The organism is Flavobacterium sp. N1736 (assembly GCF_025947065.1).
Lineage (GTDB): Bacteria > Bacteroidota > Bacteroidia > Flavobacteriales > Flavobacteriaceae > Flavobacterium.
Genome location: NZ_CP109994.1, coordinates 2,089,360 through 2,110,685 on the forward strand (window position 1 = coordinate 2,089,360; position 21,326 = coordinate 2,110,685).

The 21,326-nt window shown below is 33.1% G+C and carries 11 protein-coding genes; 5 read left to right on the forward strand and 6 right to left on the reverse strand.

Going from position 1 to position 21,326, the window contains the following annotated elements; translation table 11 throughout:
• Positions 1-3: 3 nt before the first annotated feature.
• The 3 genes from OLM54_RS08780 to OLM54_RS08790 form a co-directional block, all read right to left on the reverse strand.
• Positions 4-3,072, reverse strand: a complete 3,069-nt coding sequence (locus OLM54_RS08780; RefSeq protein ID WP_264538208.1) for a SusC/RagA family TonB-linked outer membrane protein — start codon at positions 3,070-3,072, stop codon at positions 4-6.
• A gap of 346 nt (positions 3,073-3,418) precedes the next feature.
• Positions 3,419-7,552, reverse strand: a complete 4,134-nt coding sequence (locus tag OLM54_RS08785) for a two-component regulator propeller domain-containing protein (RefSeq protein ID WP_264538209.1) — start codon at positions 7,550-7,552, stop codon at positions 3,419-3,421.
• Positions 7,553-7,790: 238 nt separating this feature from the next.
• On the reverse strand, positions 7,791-9,269 hold the full coding sequence (locus OLM54_RS08790) for a DUF1254 domain-containing protein (RefSeq protein ID WP_264538210.1): 1,479 nt from the start codon (positions 9,267-9,269) through the stop codon (positions 7,791-7,793).
• Between the two features lie 410 nt (positions 9,270-9,679).
• Here OLM54_RS08790 and OLM54_RS08795 point away from each other — a divergent pair, with 410 nt between their 5' ends.
• From OLM54_RS08795 to OLM54_RS08815, 5 genes are all read left to right on the forward strand, one after another.
• The gene (locus OLM54_RS08795; RefSeq protein ID WP_264538211.1) at positions 9,680-10,777 is read left to right on the forward strand and encodes an exopolyphosphatase; all 1,098 of its coding nucleotides are present in this window, start codon (positions 9,680-9,682) and stop codon (positions 10,775-10,777) included.
• A 418-nt stretch (positions 10,778-11,195) separates the two neighbouring features.
• Entirely contained in the window at positions 11,196-12,497 is a 1,302-nt protein-coding gene (locus tag OLM54_RS08800) for a hypothetical protein (protein WP_264538212.1), read from the forward strand.
• Positions 12,498-12,851: 354 nt separating this feature from the next.
• A complete protein-coding gene (locus OLM54_RS08805) occupies positions 12,852-14,420 on the forward strand; it encodes a sensor histidine kinase (protein WP_264538213.1) in 1,569 nt (522 codons plus the stop codon).
• 12 nt (positions 14,421-14,432) lie between these two features.
• Positions 14,433-14,873, forward strand: a complete 441-nt coding sequence (locus OLM54_RS08810) for a response regulator (protein ID WP_264538214.1) — start codon at positions 14,433-14,435, stop codon at positions 14,871-14,873.
• A gap of 53 nt (positions 14,874-14,926) precedes the next feature.
• Complete coding sequence (locus tag OLM54_RS08815) at positions 14,927-16,201, forward strand: sensor histidine kinase (protein WP_264538215.1); 1,275 nt, start codon at positions 14,927-14,929, stop codon at positions 16,199-16,201.
• A gap of 211 nt (positions 16,202-16,412) precedes the next feature.
• On the opposite strand, the gene OLM54_RS08820 is transcribed toward OLM54_RS08815, so the two are convergent.
• From OLM54_RS08820 to OLM54_RS08830, 3 genes are all read right to left on the reverse strand, one after another.
• Entirely contained in the window at positions 16,413-16,778 is a 366-nt protein-coding gene (locus OLM54_RS08820; protein WP_264538216.1) for a hypothetical protein, read from the reverse strand.
• Complete coding sequence (locus tag OLM54_RS08825) at positions 16,778-20,398, reverse strand: DUF6443 domain-containing protein (RefSeq protein WP_264538217.1); 3,621 nt, start codon at positions 20,396-20,398, stop codon at positions 16,778-16,780. Before OLM54_RS08825 ends, OLM54_RS08820 begins: the two co-directional genes overlap by 1 nt.
• 471 nt (positions 20,399-20,869) lie before the next feature.
• Positions 20,870-21,325 carry a hypothetical protein gene (locus OLM54_RS08830; RefSeq protein ID WP_264538218.1) on the reverse strand — a complete coding sequence of 152 codons (456 nt, stop codon included), beginning with the start codon at positions 21,323-21,325 and terminating at the stop codon, positions 20,870-20,872.
• Position 21,326: the final 1 nt, after the last annotated feature.

Genomic DNA, 21,326 nt, shown 5'->3' on the forward strand with positions numbered 1-21,326 from the left:
CCATTAAAAACCAAGTTGTAAACCTATAACACAAGTAACGGGTTCCGGATAATCGCCTACATTTTTCTCCGGACTGTACGATTGAAAATCTGTAATGGTGATTAAATTACTTCCTGTTACGTAAAGTCTCAGCGTAGTTAAACCTAATGATTTAAGGGTATTTTCAGGCAAGGTAAAACCTGCCGATACATTTTGCAGTCTTACGTAAGATGCATCTTGCAAGCCTAAAGTGTACATATAAGGCGGATCGCTTCCGTCTCTTGGTCTTGGCCAGTTTCCGCCCGGGTTTTCAGGTGTCCAATAATCTTGTTTTATACCATTTTTAACGCCTCTTAAAGATCCTCCCTGAACGTAGCCGTATAAATAAGCGTTATCTTTAGTAATACCCTGAACAGTATAAATATCTGCAGAGAAGTCGAAACGCTTGTATTTCATGCTTAATGAAAATGTACCAAACCAATCCGGCATTTTTGATGTTATCACACGGTCTTCGTCAGGATTTGGGTTAGCTCCGTTTGCGGTATTTGCATTGTATAATTTGATATCTCCCGGCAATAATGTTGTTCCGGTAACTACAGGAATATTTTCGCCAATTTGATAAATTCCAACGGATTTGTATTGGTAATACACATCGATTGGTTTACCAATAAACCATAAATTTCCAACGGCATCATCTTCTTTTCCGTCTCCGTTGGCATCTTTTCCATAGATACTTACGATGCTGTTTTTGTTTTTTGTGAAGGTTGCGCCAAGATTCAGACTAAAATCTTTCTTTTTGATAAGTTCTCCATTCAAAGTCACTTCAAGACCTTTATTGTTGACTTTACCAAGATTCGATAATTTGGTTGTATATCCTGTATTGGCATTTAATGTTTCGTAAATCAATAAATCAGATGTGTCTGTATTATAAACCTCAACGGTACCGCTTAATCTGTTTTTGAATAAACCAAAATCTACGGCAAGGTTTAATTGGGTTGAAGTTTCCCATTTTAAATCAGGATTTGATAATTGATTTCCCGGAACATAACCGGATACTTTTACACCATTAATAATATAATCTCTTTGGTTTGCCGTTGCCATACTTTGATACGGATTTTGAGGCTGATTCCCCACTTTACCATAACTGGCTCTTAATTTTAAATTACTGATTACAGGAACATGTTCTGTTATAAATTCTTCTTTATAAACATTCCACGCCGCATTTACAGCAGGGAAATATCCCCATTTATTATTTTTTCCAAATACAGATGAACCGTCCGCTCTTCCGGAAACGGTAAAATAATATTTGTTATCAAAGTCATATTCTAATTTTCCGGCAAATGAAACTAAAGATCTTTCGCTTGCTGCAATTTCCGGTGTGTTCAAAAAAGCACTTTCTAAACCATATATTCCAAGAATATCACTCGGAATTCTGCTTGCTGTATTTTTGAAATCACTATATTCAGATGATGTTATTTCGTAAACTGCGGTTGTGGCGAAATGATTTTTTTCGGCAACTTTAAAATTATAATTGAAAATATTACTCAATTGATATTCTACATTATCTTTATACATAATACTTCCGTTTCCCTGTCCGGAATTAGCAATTCCCGAAAGTGATTTCGAAGTATTATAAGCCAATCCTTTATAATTCCACGATCTTCTACTCGTGTTCAGTTTATATGTAAGTCCTTTTAAGATGTTGATATCCAAAAAAACATTCGCAATATCATTTCTATTTAACTCATTTATTCTGGTTTCGTAAATATCAATCAGCGGATTTGGTGTTTCCTGTATTCCGCCCGGTAATTGGCGGTACGTACCGTCATCATTGTAAATTCTGCCTAATGGCGATGTCGTAATAGAATTGCTTATAATATTTCCTACTCTTGAATCGTTTGAAATCGCATTATTTAAAACATTTCCTGAGTTTGGATTATTAGATTCTGAAAACTGAAGTGAAGCATTCATTCCTATTTTTAGCCAATCTGTAACTCTTTGATCGACATTAATTCTCATTGCCACTTTTTCAAAGTCACTGTTTGGTATTACACCTGTAGTATTGATGTAATTAACACTGGTAAAAATACTTGACTTATCTGTTCCCGAAGAAACACTAATACTATGATTATTGGTAACTCCGGTTCTCATAATATATTTTTCCCAATCTATGTATTTTCCCGACTGAACTGATTCTAATTCAAGCGGAGAAAAAACCTGATTGTCTGGTCTGTAAACTCCGTTATTACTGGTTCTGTACGCTTCTCTTTTTAGCTGCGCAAATTCTTCACCGCTGTAAATGTCAAAATTTCTATTTACCGTCTGCACTCCAGAGAAACCGTTGTAAGCAATTCTTGCCTTTCCTGTTTTTCCTCTTTTGGTGGTAATTAAAATTACACCGTTTGATGCTCTTGCTCCGTATATCGATTGTGCGGCGGCATCTTTCAGAATTTCTAAAGAAGCGATATCATTTGCATTAATATCATTGATACTTCCTATAACTATACCATCTGCAATTACGATTGGTTCATTGCTTCCGTTAATCGATTTTTTTCCTCTAATCTGAATTGAAGATGAACTTCCCGGACCTCCATCGGCAAGAGTAACCTGAACTCCGGCGGCTTTTCCTCGAAGCATTTCACCAACATCCGAAGTTGCAACTTTTAGCAGATCATTTGGTTTAACCGATGCTACAGAACTTATTACGTCGCTTTTCTTTTTTGTACCGTAACCTACCACCACTATTTCGTCCAGCGTTTGTGAACTTGGTTTTAAAGTCACTTTTAAATTCTTTTTATTTTCTGTTTCTACAGAAACTTCGTCCATTCCGATAAAAGAAAAAACGAGTACGCTTTTTAATGGAACGCTCATACTGAAATTACCGTCAAAATCAGTTTGTGTTCCTTTTGTTGATCCTTTGGCATGTACATTTACGCCTGGTAAGGGCATTCCTGTATTGTCTGTTACTTTTCCGGAAATTAAACTTTCCTGCGCATTCACGTTTATGGCGAGAATACACATAAAAAGGGTTAAGATTAATTTTAGGTAATTCCCTCCAAGAAAAAGCATCTTTACATGTTTGTTGTTTTTCATTGTTAAAATTTTAATTGGTTAGTTAGATAAATTCATTAGTAATTTACATTGCAAAAATGATTAATAAATGACGGTATGAGGGGAGCAATATATTCGTTTTTAGGGGGATGAACGTCTTTATTTGTGAATTACATATCTTTTTAAGTCTTAAAAAACAGTATTCGTAATAAAAACCTTAAAAATTATTAGACGCGTAATTTTGTTTGTTTTTACCAAATATTAAACCCGACAGGTTTTTAAAATCTGTCGGGTTTCTACGAATGTTATAGCCACAGATTAAAGGATTAAAATGATTAAAAAAATTCTGTAGTAATCTGTGCTAATCTGTGGCGAAAAAAATTAATGGTTAATCCTTAACCTGCGAACTTTTGTAAATTGTGGGAGATAAATTGTAGAATTTTTTAAATTCTTTGCTAAAGTGTTTCCTGTCATTAAAACCAACCATATAGGTTATTTCAGAGACGGAATACGTTGAATTTAGTAATAAACTGGCCGCTTTTTTTAATCGCATATTTTTGATAAATCCTGCGACTGAATGATTGGTCAGCGTTTGTACTTTTTTATAAAGCACCGTTCTGCTCATTCCAATTTCTTTGACTAAATCATTGACGTCAAAATTAGGATTATCTATGTTTGATTCAATAATATGCGTTAGTTTTTTTACAAATAAACCTTCGGGAGTATTTGTATTTTCCTGTTCTGAATCTGAAATAAATCGTTCTCCATATTTTTGGCGCATTATTTCTTTGGCAGACAATAAGTTTAGTATTGTAAGTTTTAATTCTTCGATGCTAAAAGGTTTCGAAATATAAGAATCTGCACCGGTAGAAAGTCCTTCAATACGATTTAAGGTCGAAGATTTTGCCGTGAGCAGAATCACCGGAATATGATTGGTATTGATGCTTGTTTTTAAGATTTTGCATAATTCAAAACCATCCATTTCCGGCATCATAACATCGCTTACAATAAGATCCGGAATTTCTTTGTCCATATAATTCAAAGCATCCTGACCGTTGGTAAATTTTAAAACCCTGTAATCTGTATGTAAAATATCAAAAATAAAAGACAGGACTTCCTCATTATCTTCTACAACAAGAATTGTCTTTTTTGTATTGCTTTCTGATTCTTCCAGATATTCGGCTTCATAGCTTTCAAATTCTGTTACAACATCAGAAATCGGACTTGCAGATTCTGTTATGGCAATGGCGTTTTCTACAATTTGGGATTTTTTAAAATGATCTTTGCCTTTTTTTAAGGTTATCGTAAAAATCGTTGTAAAATTAGCGTCAGCTTCTGTCTGTACTTTTATTTCTCCATGATGAAGTTCTACGATACTTTTACTTAATGCCAAACCAATTCCGCTGCCCAAATTGGCACTTCCGCGATCGTCTAATTGAAAAAAGTTTTTAAAAATCTTCTTTTTTCTGTTTTCGGGAATTCCAATTCCGTTGTCTTTTACTTTAATTTCAATAGAATCTGAATCTTCTTTTTGTTCTACAGCCAAAGTAATACGTCCGTTTTTGCTCGTAAATTTAAAAGCATTCGAAAGCAGGTTATAAATGACCTTTTCCATCTGATTTTTATCAAAATAAATCAATGCCGTATTGATATTAAGCACAAATTTGTAATCGATTTTTTTCTCGACAGCAAATCCACGGAAAGATTCGTAGATATCAAAACAGAAAGAAACAATATCCTGCTGTTCACAATAAATTTTCATGCTTCCTTTTTCTGCCTTTCTAAAATCCATTAATTCATTTACCAATTTTAATAATCGGTCTGAATTGCTTTTTATGATTTTTAATTTATGTTCCAGATTAGAGTTTTTTTCTGCACCGCTTAAAAGTTCTTCAACGGGACCGCTTATAAGCGTTAACGGCGTTCTGATTTCGTGCGAAACATTGGTAAAAAAGTCCAGTTTCATTTTGTATAATTCTTCCTGTCTTTCTTTTTCAACCTGTTCTAAATAAAAGGCTTGTTTTAATAATTCCCGATTTCTGAAAAAACGAAACAATAAAATTGCTCCGGTTAATAATATTCCAAAATAGAATATATAAGCCCACCAGGTTTTCCACCAGGGCGGCAACATTATAATTTTTAAGGTTTTAATCGAAGGGTTCCATTTACCGCCGGCATCTGAAGTTCTTATTTTTAAAAGATACGTTCCTGAATTTAAATTGGTCAGATTAATATAATGCTGCGAACCTATTGTATGCCAGTCATCTTTATTAAAGGAACTTTCTAATTTATAGGCATATTCGTTTTTTTCAGGATTAATAAAATTCATTGCACTAAATTCAAGCCCAATATATCCCTGATCATAACCCAAAGTTATTTCTGAAGTTTCACTTATATAATTGTCTAACGGAATCTTTTTGTTTCCGGGTTTTATTTCTTCATTATTAACGATAAGCTTCGTTAGGACAATCTCTGCGGTATCTTCTGTTTTTATTAATTTTGATGGATTAAAAAGAATCAAACCGTTTGATGATCCAAAAACCATCTGATTGCTGTTCAGTTTTAAGCTGCTGTTATTCGAAAATTGTTTTACTTTCAAACCATCTTTTGAGGAATAATTGGTAATCTCAAAATCAGTTATTTTGGGCACAGATTTGAAATTCTTTGTTCTAATTTTATAGAGCAAATTATTATCGCTAACCCAAATATTTCCCTGAGCATCTTCTGAGATACTTTTTATGGTTTCATCCGTAAAGCCTTTTGCTTTATTAATTTCAAGAAAATGTTCTGATTTTTCATCAAATAAATTAATTCCGCCACTTTCAGTACCAATCCAAAACCTTTTTTTAGAATCTGTAAACATAACCGTAAGGCTATTATTTGGCAATCCGCTCTTTCCGCCGGTTTTAAATACTTTGGTAACTTTTTTTAATCTTTTGTCGAAAAAGTTCAAACCATATTGTGTGGCAATCCATAAACCATTATTTCTGTTCGCGAGATCGGTAATAAAGTTGTCGCTAATAGAATTTCCCGTTCCATCCGCCATATAACTTTCAACGGTTCCATCTTGTGTTACTTTTTTTAATCCGTTTCCGTTTGTACCAACCCACAAATCGCCATTATCCATTAATAAAGACGTTATGGGTCTTTCGTTTTCTTTTGAATCTTTTTGTGAAAGTGATACCGTATTGAATGTTTTACTGCTTTTATTGAATTTAAACAATCCTTTAAATGTACCACAATATAAATTTTGATCATTTTGATGCACCAAAGAGGTGATCATATTCACGGTCTTTTCAAAACGATAATTATCTATTAAATAAGAAGTTGTTGTATTGTTTTTAAAATCCAGATGATTCAGACCGCCGCCATTTGTTCCAACCCATAAAGAACCGTCAGTTTCTTTGGCAAGCGCATTTACAAAAGCATTATTTAGTCCGAAGCTTGGTTTGATAACTTCTGTAATAGTCGTAAAATTGGCTTTTGTTTTTTGAAAAAAGTTGACGCCGCCGCCATTTGTTCCAATCCAAATATCACCGTGACGGTCTTTTAGAAAACATTTTACATCATCATCAGAAAGGCTGTAACTCGTTAACGGATTATGCTTGTAGGTAATAAATCCGTTTTTGTCTTTTTTAAAAACGCATAAACCATTTTTAGTGGCAAACCAAATCGTATTAGAATCTGCGGCTGTAATATCATTGATCCAATTAGAAGACAAACTTTTTCTGTTGTTAAAATCAACTGTATAATTGATTACCGTTTTTTTTATTTCAGAATAATGAAAAACGCCATTTGTTTCTGTGGCAAACCATAAATCGCCGCTTTTTTCCTTAATGATTTTCCAGATTTTCGATTTAAGTAAAAAAGCATTGTCGCTTAAAGCTTTAGGCAGAGTTTTCTTTGAACCATTTTTAGGATCAAAACATTCCAATCCTTTCGCTGTGCCCACTAATACGCCATATTTGCTGTCATAAAATAAAGATAGAACCCTGCTTTTTCTAAATGTTGAATTGTGATCGTTCGAGATTTCTTCAAGCAAATATTTCTTTTTGTTAAGACGTTTGATTCCTCCAAAAGTTCCAACCCATATTCTATTTTGATCATCCTGAATAATGGATGAAATATAGTTTCTGCCGCCTTTTACTTTGAGAACATCAACTCTTAAAAAATTATTTTCTTTTTTGTTAAACAGGTTTAAGCCATTATTTGTTCCAATCCAAAGTTCTTTTTGGTTATCCTCTAAAACAACATTGATATGACTATTGCTTATTGTGGTTAATATATCTTTATTGTAGACATATCTTAAAAAATTATATCCGTCGTAACTAATTAAGCCGTTTGCTGTTCCTATCCAAATAAACCCATTTTTAGTTTGATGAATACTGGAAATCATACTTTGAGAAAAACTCTCATCATAATTAATATGGTCAAAATACAAATCAGAGCTTTGAGCGCCGGAACTAAAAGGTATTGAAATAAATAATATAAAACTTAAAATGTATCTTTTAATGTTTTTCATGTATGAAATATGATAAAGCTCAATAATAGTTAATTTTGACCTGATTCGCTTTTTTTAACCAAAAAATTGAATCAAACATACTGCAAGGTAAATCTAATACAAAAAACAAAAGGCTGTATTTTTTCTTTTTAAGGGGTGTATTTGTACTTTTAAAAACCAAAAAGCCTGAAAAATATAAATCTTTCAGGCTTTTGGTTCGAATAGTTTTGTTCAGTTTTTCAAATTTCTACTCTATTATTTATTGCACTTTTATTACTGCCGGCGGTGTCCATTTTCCTTTTACCACTTCTTCTTTCGGCCAGTATGTGCGCAGATAAAGTGAAAATCCTCCTTTTTCTACAGCTGGCAGCCAGTTGTTTTGCCATTCATCTTCGGGTGGAACAGATTGCACATATATTGTTAACGAGCCATCTGGGTTATATTTCATTGTTTTATTTTTTGTTCCCAATGAATATCTGTTCAGTTTATTAATTTCAAAAAAATGATGTTCGTTGTATAATGTAAGCGACCAAAATCCGTTTACGGGCGGCAGCTTTCCTTTATCAAAAGTAACTTTATATTTATTAGAACTATTTAATCGGATGCCTGCTGCATCTAAATCCTGATAAAAATAACGTGTTTCGTTTGGGGCATTTACCAGAATATTTGATTTCGCCACTGCGGTACGTGTAAAATAATCTGTTCCCCACGATGCTCCGTTTGTAACTCCAGACCAATAATAGGGCAACTGTATTCCCCAATTTCTAAATTCAAATAATGGTTTTATTACTTGCTGGTCCGTTTCTGTTGCTGCACTTATCATCGCCTGTTTTAGTTTTGGGTCTTTTTTGGCGGCTGCAATTACGGCAAGTATTTGTTTATATTGTGCTTCTTCACCTGCTAGTGGTTTCGCGTCTGCCAATACTATTGGCAGTTCATCAAAAAATGTATCGGGACGCACCCATACCGTTTCTTCCTTTCCTCCTTCGCCTCCGGGCAATTTTTTAATATTCGCCCAATCTATAGTTTTCATTTTACCATCATAATCAGATAAAGGATACATTACTACTGATTTTAATACTTCCTGAATGGCTTTACGGTCTTCCTTTGTATCATCCATGAATATACGTGGCCCAACTAATCCGGTATTGGTCGACGATCGAAAAACTTTAAGTATTCCATCCGGTACTTCGCCTTTCCAATCTGGTCCTGCCAGTAGATAAAATCCCGGTTTATTGTGGTACATCTTACCCAGTTTTGCAAAACCTTCTGTTCGCAAATCAACAATTTGATAAACCCAAAAACGTTCGCCAAAATCAGGAACTTGTATAACAACCGGAGATTTATCGAGCGCGAGACATCCAATACCATAAACGACATCCTGATTAGGACAGGCTACGGCTCGTTCTGTAGGGATAATGTAATCTGTAAGCATGGTAAATTGATTGAGCGGAGCCATAAGCAAAGGTCCTGACAATGCCAGCTCTTTTACATCTTTGAATGCCAAACGGCGGTTGTACATGTTTACCAGAGGCCATGCCCAGAAATACGCATTTTTAGCAGCCAAAGCGGCATATTCCGGAGTTATTTTCACGTTTAAATCAGGACCCGATATGTTTGATACAGAATCTGTAACTATTTCCTGACTGTCTGTTTCATGGTCAGATTGTTTTGACTGGTCTTTTTTGCATGCACTTACTACCAGCATTATTACAACGAGTAAAAATATCTTTTTCATTTCTGTTGTTTTTAATTTTGTAATAGTAAAGATACAAATTTTACTTTTTAATTTTAATTACATCACACTCAAAAAAAGCATAACAATCTACTTATCTGATATTTACGTAAAAAAATAGTGTATGTTATAAAAATTGCCCAAATGAGATGTTTTTTCAAAACACAAAACCCTACCCTTACAGTAAAAAAATTTTAATCTTACAATTCGGTTTATTTCTATTCAAAACATAGTAATGCCTTAATAATTAAATAATATGTTTTCTCAATAACTGCGTTTATATTAGTAAATGTTTTTATAAATTCGCGATCTCATATTAAAACCCATTATTTTTAATTCAAAATTATGACTTTCACATAATTACGATAAAGTCATAATTCAAATAAAGTATATTATAACTATAATTAAATCCAATGCTTAAAAAAAACAAATCCCACATTCTAATTTTTATTCTTTTAAATTTATTTTTTTCGATTAATTCATTCGCTCAAAAAAATCTTTATGCAGGAATTGAAATCGGACGCAGAGCTATAAAAACTTCGATTCTGGAGGTAAATAATATCAAGAAAGCAGAATATAAAATTCTTTATTTCTCAAATGAAAGAATTAGTCTTGCTGATCATATTGCTGCTTCCGGTGAGGTTCCTCAGGAGGACATCGACAAAACCAGCGCTATTATTGTTGAGCAAATGAAAAAAATAAGAGCAGAATTTAAAATTCGCGAAGAAAATATTTTTATCGTAGCTGCTCCGGTTTTCTCATCTGCCCGCAACATTGATGTTTTAATGAAAAAAATTACGAGTACGTCTAATAAAAGTTTTGAAGTAATTAATGTTCAGGAAGAGGCCAAAATAATGGTTAAAGGTGCTATACCGCCTGTTGATTATTCTAATGGTTTATTACTTGATATTGGTGCACAAACTACTAAAGGCGGATACATTATTGATGACCTTGAAGATAATAAATTAGAGTTTATTCCACTGGAACTTGATTTTGGTACAATGACACTTACCGATGCGGTTAAAAAAACGGTTGTAAACCAAAGTCAGGTGAATGATATGTCTACGTATCAGGAAAAATCTTTTGATTATAACCCGATTCTGCGTAAGAAGATTAAAGAAATGCTTGACGCAAATCCCCTTTTAGCAAAAAAGGAAAAAATCTATTTATCAGGAGGCGCTGTTTGGGCTTTTGCAACTTTATATTATGATGAAAATGTTAAAGATCATTATATTCCTTTAACTCTGGAAGATGTTATTAATTACGATGCAATTCTGAAAAATAATTTCACCAAGTTTAGTAATCTTGCTAAAACCAATAAAGAAGTAGCCCGAGTTTTGAGTACCTATGACCAGAAATACCTTATCTCTGCCAATAACATATTACAAAACTTATTGGAAAGTATTCCAAATATAGCGACAAAGAAAATATACTTTGTTAAGGACGGGCAAGTAACATGGCTTATGTCGAACATTGCGGATCGTTCTAAAAAAGTAAATACTAATTTTTAAAGTATTTCTTCTTTATAAATTTTACAAAGCTTCAGAGAAATCTGGAGCTTTTTTTATGGGATAAATTCATCTGTTTATTTCTTTTTCTTTCTAGAGAGATTGCCAATTCTGCTTAGAAACGTTCTATAAATCACTTCAATAAACCATTTTGCTTTTACTTTTTTGTAAAAACCATTCCAATTCCTGTAAGTAACCTTTTGTTAACGGTATCATAATATTTTTAGATAGTACGATTTCTCTCTTTAAGTACTTAATCTTAAATAAGAATTATAATTCAAAAATCTGTCGACAAGATTTTCAAAAAACAAGTTTCTACTGCTGCTGAATGCTTTTTATTTCTCAGTGGGTTAATTGCATCAAATTATTTTACCAAACCAAGGAATTTTAAATAGGTTATAAAACAATTAAAACTAGAATTATGAAAAAACAGAATCGAAAAAAGATTTTCAGTAAAGTCTTAATTATCATGTTATCGGCGATTACATTCTCTTGTCAGGACACGACATTAGAGGATGCAGAAGTTTCTGCTGTGGCAAAAAAACAACAAAATACCAGCAAAATCAGTGCGGCAGCTATTTCTGATTTGGCAAGAAGATGGGCGCCTATTCATTATAAAGATGTAGATGCCACAGGAACTTATGCTGAAGGCGGAAAATCTGATTATCTTACGGCTATTAATTATGACAATGACTGGAATGGCGAAAATAACTGGAACAATCTTCCTGCTTATGCTAATTCTTTAGCTGCACATTGTTACTATTCTGTAGTAGAATCAAACACACACTGGTTTATTACGTATGCTTTCTTTTCTCCAAGAGACTGGACAGATAACCCGCTTTTATATTCGTTAGACCAGCACGAAAATGATTTAGAAGGTGTATTGATGATTGTAGAAAAAGATGGTTCAAATTATGGTTCCCTAAAAGGAGCTGTTACAGTAAGTCATTCTGATTTCTTTTCGTATGTACCATCCGGAAGTTCTTTTGTAAGCGGATTGGAAAGTGTTGACGGAACTTTACAAATGAGAGATTATAACGGAGAATTACATCCAATTACAGCGCAAGACGCTAAAGGACACAGCCTTAAAGCCTGGCCTCAGCACGATATAGACGGAGATGGAATTATTTATTACCCATCGGCAAGCGGAACTGCACAAATACCTTCTGATAATTATGACAATTATGTAGAGTACAAACTTGTAGATATTTTTGAAAGCGGAGGATTATGGGATCAGCGATTTAATACGCAATTGTTTTCTAGTCCGGCTGGAGGATTTACAGGAAATGACTTTAAAACCGGAGGTGCCAATGCTCCGTGGGCATGGAATGATGGAAATGATGCAATCGTTCAAGGTGGCGAATTTGCAACGGATCCTGCAAAATTAGCTGATAATTATTTTGATGGCGTGGGCAATTTATCCCGTACTTATGTAGATAATAAATATAATAACGCTGCCGGCGGAATTGTAACTCTTTACCAAAATTGCAATTATACAGGTTATGCAATTGCGTTGCCTGCCGGAAATTATACATTGGCTCAACTAAAATCGTATGGTATTGCAAATGATGATTTGTCTTCTGTTCGTTTAGAAAATGGATATAAAATCACCATGTACCAAAACGATAATTTTGGAGGCGAATCTGTAGTAATTACAGGAAACAATAGTTGTTTAGGAAGTTTTAATGACAAAGCAAGTTCTGTAAAGATTAGTGCTCTGTAAACTGTCTTTTAATTTTGAATATGCAAATGAGAATAAACAAGTTACGTTATTCTTGTTTGCATATTCTTTTTTTTATTCCTTATATTCTCACTTTAATTAATGCATTCTGTTTCAGAATTAAACTACGACTGCGACTGAAAAATTGTTAATTTGTCTAATCTTTGTTTTAGTGAATAAATCAAGCCTTTTATTCAGTATAATTCATTACATTCGCCAGACTACCGCATAAATCCTTCTCTATTAATATGTTTAGGTGAATATTACTATTCAATACCAATGTTACATTAATAATAAAAATAGAGGTGCTTTTCCAGCAAATTACTGCCATTATTTTCTAATACCATTTCGCTTACTATGAGCAAAGAAGAAAAAAAGGACGGTAAATACCTGACTATTATCAGCAAAGCAAAATCTGATGTTGAAAAAAAAGAGCAATATATCGAAGAACTGAATATTGCTAAAAAAGAACTGCTCTTCCAAAATCTCGAAAAAGAGAAACGGGCAGCTGAATTGCTCATTGCCAATATAGAACTTGTCTATCAAAACGAAGAAAAGGAAAAAAGGGCTGATGAACTTCTCATCGCTACTGAAGAACTTATTTACCAAAACAACGAAAAGGAAAATCGTGCCGATGAACTTTTCATCGCCAATAAAGAACTTATTTATCAAAATAAAGAAAAGGAAAAACGTGCTTCTGAACTGATTATTGCCAATAAAGAACTGGCTTTTCAAAATAAGGAAAAAGAAAGACGTGCCGATGAACTAATTATCGCCAATAAGGAACTTGTTTACCAAAATACCGAAAAGGAAAATCGTGCTTCTGAACTTATTATTGCAAATAATGAACTTGCTTTTCAGAATAAGGAAAAAGAAAAACGTGCCAATGAACTGATCATTGCAAATAAGGAGCTTGTTTACCAAAACATCGAAAAAGAAAAACGTGCATCAGAATTGGTTATTGCCAATAATGAACTTGCTTTTCAAAATAAAGAAAAGGAAAAACGTGCCGCAGAGCTTATTATTGCCAACAAAGAACTTGCCATTGAAAGCAAGGAAAAAGAGAAACGCGCTGCAGAACTTATCATTGCCAATAAGAAATTAGCCCTTGAAAATATCCAAAAAGAGAAAAGAAAAGCAGAGAAAGAAAAAACTGCTGCTGAACTTATTGTAACAAACAGGGAACTTGCGTATCAGGAAAAAAGAGGAAAAGAACTTTTCCTGGCTAATAGCGAACTTAAAAAAGCGCAGGAAGAACTTGAAGCCTTTTCTTATTCGGTTTCTCATGATTTAAGGGCACCAATACGAGCCATCAATGGTTATACCCAAATTTTAATGGAAGATCATGCAGAATTTATTGATGAGGATGGAAAAAGAGTTTTGGATGCTATCATACACAATTCCAAAAAAATGGGACATCTGATTGATGATTTACTGGCCTTTAGCAAACTGGGACGAAAACAGGTAAACACAGGACCTATCAATATGGCTAATTTAGTAGATAACGTAATCACTGAGCTGGTTGTTGAAAAAAATCAGAAGATTCCCGTATTTGATATTGGAATACTCGACACCGCTATAGGAGATGCTTCACTTATTAAACAAGTGTGGATTAATTTAATCTCAAACGCTATTAAATATTCGCAATACAAAGACGAAATCCATATCACAATTACTTCGACAACAGAGAACGATAAGATCATATATTGCGTTAAAGACAACGGCGCAGGCTTTGACATGGAATACTATGATAAGCTTTTTGGCGTATTTCAGCGTCTGCATTCACAAGAAGAATTCGATGGTACAGGCATTGGTCTGGCTATTGTTCAAAAAATAATAAATCGCCATCATGGTACCGTCTGGGCAGAATCTAAATTAGATTTTGGTGCCAGTTTTTACTTTAGCCTTCCCAATATTAACAACTAATTATACAACAATATGAATTACGACGACATAGAAATTTTATTTGCCGAGGACAGTCTCGATGACGCAATGTTAACGATCCGCGCATTAACGAAGAGTGGTTTTACCAACAAACTACTGCATGTAAAAGATGGTGCCGAAGCACTTGATTTTATCTATTGCCGCGGAATATACGCTGATAGAAATCCGAATGCACATCCTAAACTTTTTTTACTGGATCTTAAAATGCCAAAGGTTTCAGGTATGCAGGTTTTGGAAAAAATTAAGGGTGATCCTAATTTAAAAGCGATTCCAACCGTAATACTTACCTCTTCGCAGGAAGATCCGGATATTGCCAAATGTTATGATCTGGGTGCCAACAGTTACATTGTAAAACCGGTAGACAGCAATAACTTTTTCAATGCTATCAAAGAAATGGGCATGTACTGGATGATTCTGAGCCAGCCTTCTATATAAAATAGATTTTACCGGGTTGTTTTCCCGGTATCACTTATATTTTGCCAAATAAAATGAAAAAACAAATTAAAATATTGATTCTTGAGGACAACAGAACTGATGCAGATTTAATGCTTCGACAGCTGCGAAAATCAGAAATAAATTTTGTGGATAAAATTGTTGAAACAAGAAAAATGTTTGAAGAAGCGCTTGACACCTTTTCTCCTGATATTATTTTATCCGACTATTCTCTACCCACATTTGATGCAGTATCAGCATTTCATCTGCTTAAAAGCAAAAATCTTTCTATTCCGTTTATAATTATTTCAGGAACTATTGGGGAGGAAAATGTCGTGCAGCTTTTAAAAGATGGCGTAACTGATTTTGCCTCTAAAAATAATTTGCTCACTTTACCTCAAAAAGTACTTCGTGGACTTCGTGATGCAGAGGAAACTCTGGAGAAAATAGAAATTCTGGAAAAATTGAAAATACAAACTGCCGCATTGCTTATTGCTAATGATAAACTTGTACTTCAAAATGACGAAAAAGAAAAAAAAGCTGTTGAATTGCTGAATGTCAATAAAGAACTTTTAGCTTTTAATTTTGTTTCAAGTCATGATTTGCAGGAGCCTTTGCGAAAAATTCAAATCTTTATTTCAAAAATCAGGCAGGATGAAACCACGACAATGAGTGAATCCGGAAAAAACAACATGGAACGCATACAAGTTGCCGCTACAAGAATGAGGCAACTGATTGAGGATTTACTGGCTTTTTCCCGTGTTAGTACTACCGAACGCAAATATGAAATGAATGACTTGCGTGTTATTATCGAAGATGTAAAGTTAGAATTAGTAGATAGCATTAAACAAAAAGACGCCGTTATTGATATTATTGGACTTGTACCCGGGAATATGGTAACATTTCAATTTCGTCAGCTGCTATATAATCTAATCAGCAATGCGCTTAAATTCTCTAAAGACGATTTACAGCCGCGAATTACGATAGAATCAAGTATTATAAAACATGCTGATTTGAAACTGCGTGGTGTGACTCCGCAAATGAAGGACAAAAACTACTGGAACCTGAGTTTTAAAGATAACGGAATTGGGTTTGAAGCTGAATATAATGACCTTATTTTTGTAATGTTTCAAAGGCTTCATCACTCTCAGGAATATTCCGGTACAGGAATCGGGCTTGCCATTGTAAAGAAAATCATCGACAATCATAACGGAATTATCACTGCAAGCGGCGTATTAAATCAAGGCGCAACTTTTGAAATTTATATTCCGATAAAGGAAAATTTAAAACTAATTCGTAAAGTGGTAAAGCATAAATTAGTTAGTGCATAACTTTTGCCCGAAGAGTCATATCGCATATTTTTGTTAATAGGTGTTTAAATGCAACTATTGTTTGATAAGTAGTAATTATAACTCTAGAAATAAAAAGGATGAGCATAATTGCTCACCCTTCTTTAAATTAATTTCAATTATATTTTTTTCAAGACATTAAAAATATAAAATCGTATGTGATTAATTTTGAAATACTATTCATTACTAAACATCATTTACTTTTTAAATAACAATCTTCGCTTCGTCCCAGCTTATTTATAATGAAAAGCTTATTACCTTTAATTAAATATTTATCTACTCCATATATATCAGAGGCTTTAATTTTTGGACTTAAACTATCTATAGATTCACTCCATATATCAGAAGTCAAAATTAAAGTGTCAGATTTCATTTTCCATTTTCCTACTATTTCTTTATCATTATATCTAAAGTTATAAATAAAGCTTTTATCTAAATTTAGCTTTAAAGTAACTTCTGATTTCCCATAAAGCCTACAGGTACTAAAATAAGTAGTTGTTTTTATTGATTTACAACAAATACATAAACCTAAAACTAAAAATATAAGTATTTTTTTCATTATCTTTTTTTATAATAAGTTTGCCCATCGATTCTAAAGGCATGTCTAATGTTATTTGAAAGACCTTGCAAAATCTGTTTTTTATTTGGAGAACTTATTGCGCTACTAGTTGGTGGTACATTATTAAAATTATATGGACCTGTAGCAATTCCCGAATATTCATCTGGCAGATTTCTAGCGCTATAATTATTTCTATCTCCAAAAAGCGCACCTCTCTGATAGGCTTCAACTTCATCATTTTTATCGTAAAATAAATTCTTGTAAGGGACTCCAGATAACTCAGGACCAATACTATAACTACCCATCTCGAACTGAAAAGCATGTTTAAGTTCATGTGCAAATAACCCTACAGAAGTTCCGCTTGACACAGAAATATCAATATTACCATTTGCAAAATTAAAATTAGTACTATTCGTTGTTGATTTATTCCCTATTGCATCTGATTCTGTACCATTAGAATCTTCTATTACGTTGTATACTTGATTAGATGCTGCTAATGTTGCCGTTTCACCTCTTGCTGTCTCCAACTCTGTGTTATTCGCTGTAAGTGAATTAATATTTCTGTTCCATCTGGCTATTTCTCTATCACTACCACCTTTTGCTATTCTCGATTGGAAATCAGCAATACTAATGTTGTTTTTTTCTTGTCTGGAATTTATATCTGCAATCAATCGATTAACCCATTTCCAGGCACTTTCTGTAAATTCATTACCGTCAACATCTAAATTAAGCACAGGATTATTTCCAGCATAATGATAAGGGGAGATTGAAACATACTTTTCTGCCATATTATCAATATTCATCCAACGTCCTAATGCAGAGTCATAATTTCTCCACCCGTAATCATAAAGGTTAAGTCCCTGCTCATCTTGAAACTCTTTTCCGTTATACTTATACTTATATGCCGTTTGGTTTATTATTTCACCAGCTACTTTTTGTTTCATTCCAAATGGATAGTAATTGCTTTCTTCCACTATTTGTAATGATGATGTTCCCACATCTTTATAACTCAAACGTACATTGCCTAAATGATCTTTGTATTGATAAATATACGAAAAAGTTTCGTTGTTATTCTCGGCATAACCTTCTGTCGTTGGAAAAAATTTCAACGTTTCCGTTGTTCCTATTTTTTCATACTGAAAGCCTGCTGCATAATCAGTAGTTATCGTACCAGCCACTTTACGTTGTTTTACTCCTGCAGCATCATAGCCATAATGAATAATTCCCCCTGCAAGGGTTATATCTGTAGGCAAATTCAAATGGTTATATACTATAGCTGTAATGCCTTTGTTGGCATCTGTTTTCATATTACCATTATCATCGTAGGTATACTCCTGATCAGTACTACTGCCATTTTTAAATCCTTCAGTACTGCCTAATGATTCTTCGACCTTAATGAGTTTGTTTCCTGCATCATAAGTATAAAAAAGATTATCCATACTACCAAATGTAGTAGCCGCAGAATTGGTATTCCCTGATCTTACAAGACGGATAATATTACCATTTTTATCATACTTTGCCCCTTCATTATATCTTCTCGGATTTATGGCTGAATTATCTGTAGCTTGTATTAACCTGTTTAAAGCATCATAACTATAACTATAATTTCTTAAGCTGGTATCTATTGGATTTGTTGTTTTCCAAAAAGTTTCACTGATATTTCCGTTATATAATGGAGTACCTGTAAAAGGTTTGTTGTAATTAATTTTAAATCCAAATAAATCTCCGGATTCCATAGTAATAATACCATTATTTGTATCGGCATCATTTATTCCTTTCAGCCAGCCACGAATATTATAAGCATAATCTACAGTTTGTAAACGGTTTGTAACGGATAGCTTTCCTCCCACTCCTTTTTGAATAAGCTGCCCCAATTCGTCATACTTATTTGAAACAATGATTTCTTCAGATTGGTTATTTATTTTCTGGGATTGAGTCAATAAACGATTTTGACTATCATAGGTAAAAGTATCTATAATATCTACTGTAGTTCCTTTGATATGTTTAGTCGTTATTTTTATTGGTTTACCCTCAAAATCGAGTTCGGTTTTTACTTTTTGGGTTAAACCTAAAAAATCATTTTTAGAGTAATTGTATATCGGATGACCTTTTTGATCATAATAAATGACATTGGTTGTCCAATTATTGGTTCCCAGAATACGTATTTTACTTCCTGTTTCCAAAGACTTAGTTACTGTGTTTGGAATAGTTGAACCAACATTTTCAGAAACTCCCCCATTTACATCAAAATTATAATCATCGTAATAATTGATGGTAAATAAGTTTATATCTGTATTAGGAAACACAGAGTTAGTATAATATATAATTGTATTATTAATAGTATTACTGTCTTGTTTGTTTTCAAACAAGACAGTATTTCCATCTGCTATTCCTTGTATCTCTACGCGAGTATTTTGACTTGTTTTAGTATATTCACCTGTATAAACAGGACGGTTAAAAGCATCATATTTATTAAAAAGCCATTTGTTTTGGGCTTTCAAATTAGCATCCTGAGTTAAAACAGGTCTGTCTAGTTTGTCATATATAATATATTCCCATTGTTTTCCAGGAAGCTTTTTTTCAACGAGCCTATTGCGATAATCGTATTTGTATTGGTAGCATAAATTATCTAAAACGCTTTGACTGCCATTGTCTATAACGGCAGAAAAAGTGCTGCCTGACTGCGCATAAAATCCCTGCAATAATGTAATGGAGTTAGTAGCTTTTAAATCTAAATTGCTTCCAGAATTAACCACTGCTGTTGATGTAGTATCGGCCTGAAGTGCTGTTGTACTGCCAACTAAATCTACAGCTTTTGGTGGAATCACATAAGTAAGATTTCCGTAGATATCATAGACATAATAGGTATCATGTTTTTCATTAACTGTTCCTGTTCCAACCGCTCCATAGGCTCTTTTTAAAACTACCTGTCCTTCCTTATTTTTGAATTCAATCGTTGATCCATTACTTTCAGATGGTACTGCCGCAGTATTCTCATCATAAACAATGCTTTTATAAAGCTCATTAGCTAAGTAATACCCATTATCTGTCAATGAAATGAAATATAATTTCTGACTGGCATTCCAACTGGCATTTGCCGTAAACGATTTAACTTCATTGGCTGCATTGGTTTGATAATTCATTTTTATTTCATGTCCTGAACCTATTTTCCAATCAGCACCCGGAGCTGCTTGTTTTATAACACGGTTCAATGGTGAAACCTCTAAATCTTTTTCAAAATAGGGATTTCCATCATTAAAAAATGTTTGATATTGACTGACAATTGCTGGTATAATAATACTATTATCTATTCTGTCCATATTGTTTTGAGAGGAAATATAAGGCAGATATTCCTTCTTTTGGCGTCCATAGTCATCATATTCAATAGGTACAATAATATCTTTTTCTAATGGCGATTGCGCATTAGCAATTTTTTGTATAGGTCTTCCAAGTCCGTCAAAATAAGTAATATTCTGACTGACCTGATCAGGGGTTGGATTTGCAATAGTAGATGAACTAGCTAGTTTATATGTACTGCTTTTTATGAAATTACCTGTTTGAGTTTGCCCTACCAACGTGAATGGAAACATAACCAAAAGGAATTTGATTAAATTTTTCATGCTCTTTTTGGTTTTGTTTTTTTTGATGATACTGATTCTCTGAAAGTAGTTATCCATTAAATATTTGTTTTCGAAAGTTTTTACTATTTCTCCTTTTTTATTATAGTGATGCTCTCGTAATTTTATTATTCATATGCATCATCATATGAAGGCACATTTTTTATTCAATTTGTAATTTTTCAACCAATATTAGTACATTATTTCTTATGTAATGTTTAGATTATATTAAGTAATTGAATACAAAATGATAGTATTGTTATGGATTACTTTATAATTATTTTATTTAAAATCTTACTATTTCGGCTGTAACCAATAAAGACTTTTATATTAAAAAAGGGATGAGTATTAATACCCATCCCTTTAAAGTAAATTTTATTTAAGATGTAATAATTATCATATAATTGAGTTTTGAAAAATAAAAATCTCATTATAGACACATCATTTTTCAGGCAGCCAGAAGAAAATTGTGATCTACTTTTTTACTCCATAACGTTCCGGATGTTGTCGGACGATAGCGGGAACTGTATTTTCATAATCAATCATTTTTTTTACAAATGTCAATATCTCCTTATTATCGGTAACTTTTACTCCATTTTTGTAGGTGTCAAAATGTTCTCCAAAACATAAAGTATCTACTTTGTTTTTATAATGAATCAAAACTTTTATTCTTGCATTGATTCTGTCAGATTCATTAGATTCCTTATATGTATTAGATAAACTAATTAGTTTTTCATACATATTTTTATCAACTATTTTTTTATAGTTTATTTCTTCTTTTAATATTCCTTTAGAAAGCATACTACAAGAATAACTCATAGGTGTACTAACATTAGGTCCGATATAAAAAACTTCCAAAAACTCTGAATCGTTTTTATTGGAACAGTTTAATAAAAAAACAACTGCTAGATAAAAAAGTGTACTTTTCATT

What these genes read in the sequence shown, in the direction of transcription:
- OLM54_RS08780 (WP_264538208.1), bottom strand. Translation starts at nt 3,072, where the DNA reads ATGAAAAACAACAAACATGTAAAGATGCTTTTTCTTGGAGGGAATTAC.
- OLM54_RS08785 (WP_264538209.1), bottom strand. Translation starts at nt 7,552, where the DNA reads ATGAAAAACATTAAAAGATACATTTTAAGTTTTATATTATTTATTTCA.
- OLM54_RS08810 (WP_264538214.1), top strand. Translation starts at nt 14,433, where the DNA reads ATGAATTACGACGACATAGAAATTTTATTTGCCGAGGACAGTCTCGAT.
- OLM54_RS08825 (WP_264538217.1), bottom strand. Translation starts at nt 20,398, where the DNA reads ATGAAAAATTTAATCAAATTCCTTTTGGTTATGTTTCCATTCACGTTG.
- OLM54_RS08790 (WP_264538210.1), bottom strand. Translation starts at nt 9,269, where the DNA reads ATGAAAAAGATATTTTTACTCGTTGTAATAATGCTGGTAGTAAGTGCA.
- OLM54_RS08805 (WP_264538213.1), top strand. Translation starts at nt 12,852, where the DNA reads ATGAGCAAAGAAGAAAAAAAGGACGGTAAATACCTGACTATTATCAGC.
- OLM54_RS08800 (WP_264538212.1), top strand. Translation starts at nt 11,196, where the DNA reads ATGAAAAAACAGAATCGAAAAAAGATTTTCAGTAAAGTCTTAATTATC.
- OLM54_RS08830 (WP_264538218.1), bottom strand. Translation starts at nt 21,325, where the DNA reads ATGAAAAGTACACTTTTTTATCTAGCAGTTGTTTTTTTATTAAACTGT.
- OLM54_RS08795 (WP_264538211.1), top strand. Translation starts at nt 9,680, where the DNA reads ATGCTTAAAAAAAACAAATCCCACATTCTAATTTTTATTCTTTTAAAT.
- OLM54_RS08820 (WP_264538216.1), bottom strand. Translation starts at nt 16,778, where the DNA reads ATGAAAAAAATACTTATATTTTTAGTTTTAGGTTTATGTATTTGTTGT.
- OLM54_RS08815 (WP_264538215.1), top strand. Translation starts at nt 14,927, where the DNA reads ATGAAAAAACAAATTAAAATATTGATTCTTGAGGACAACAGAACTGAT.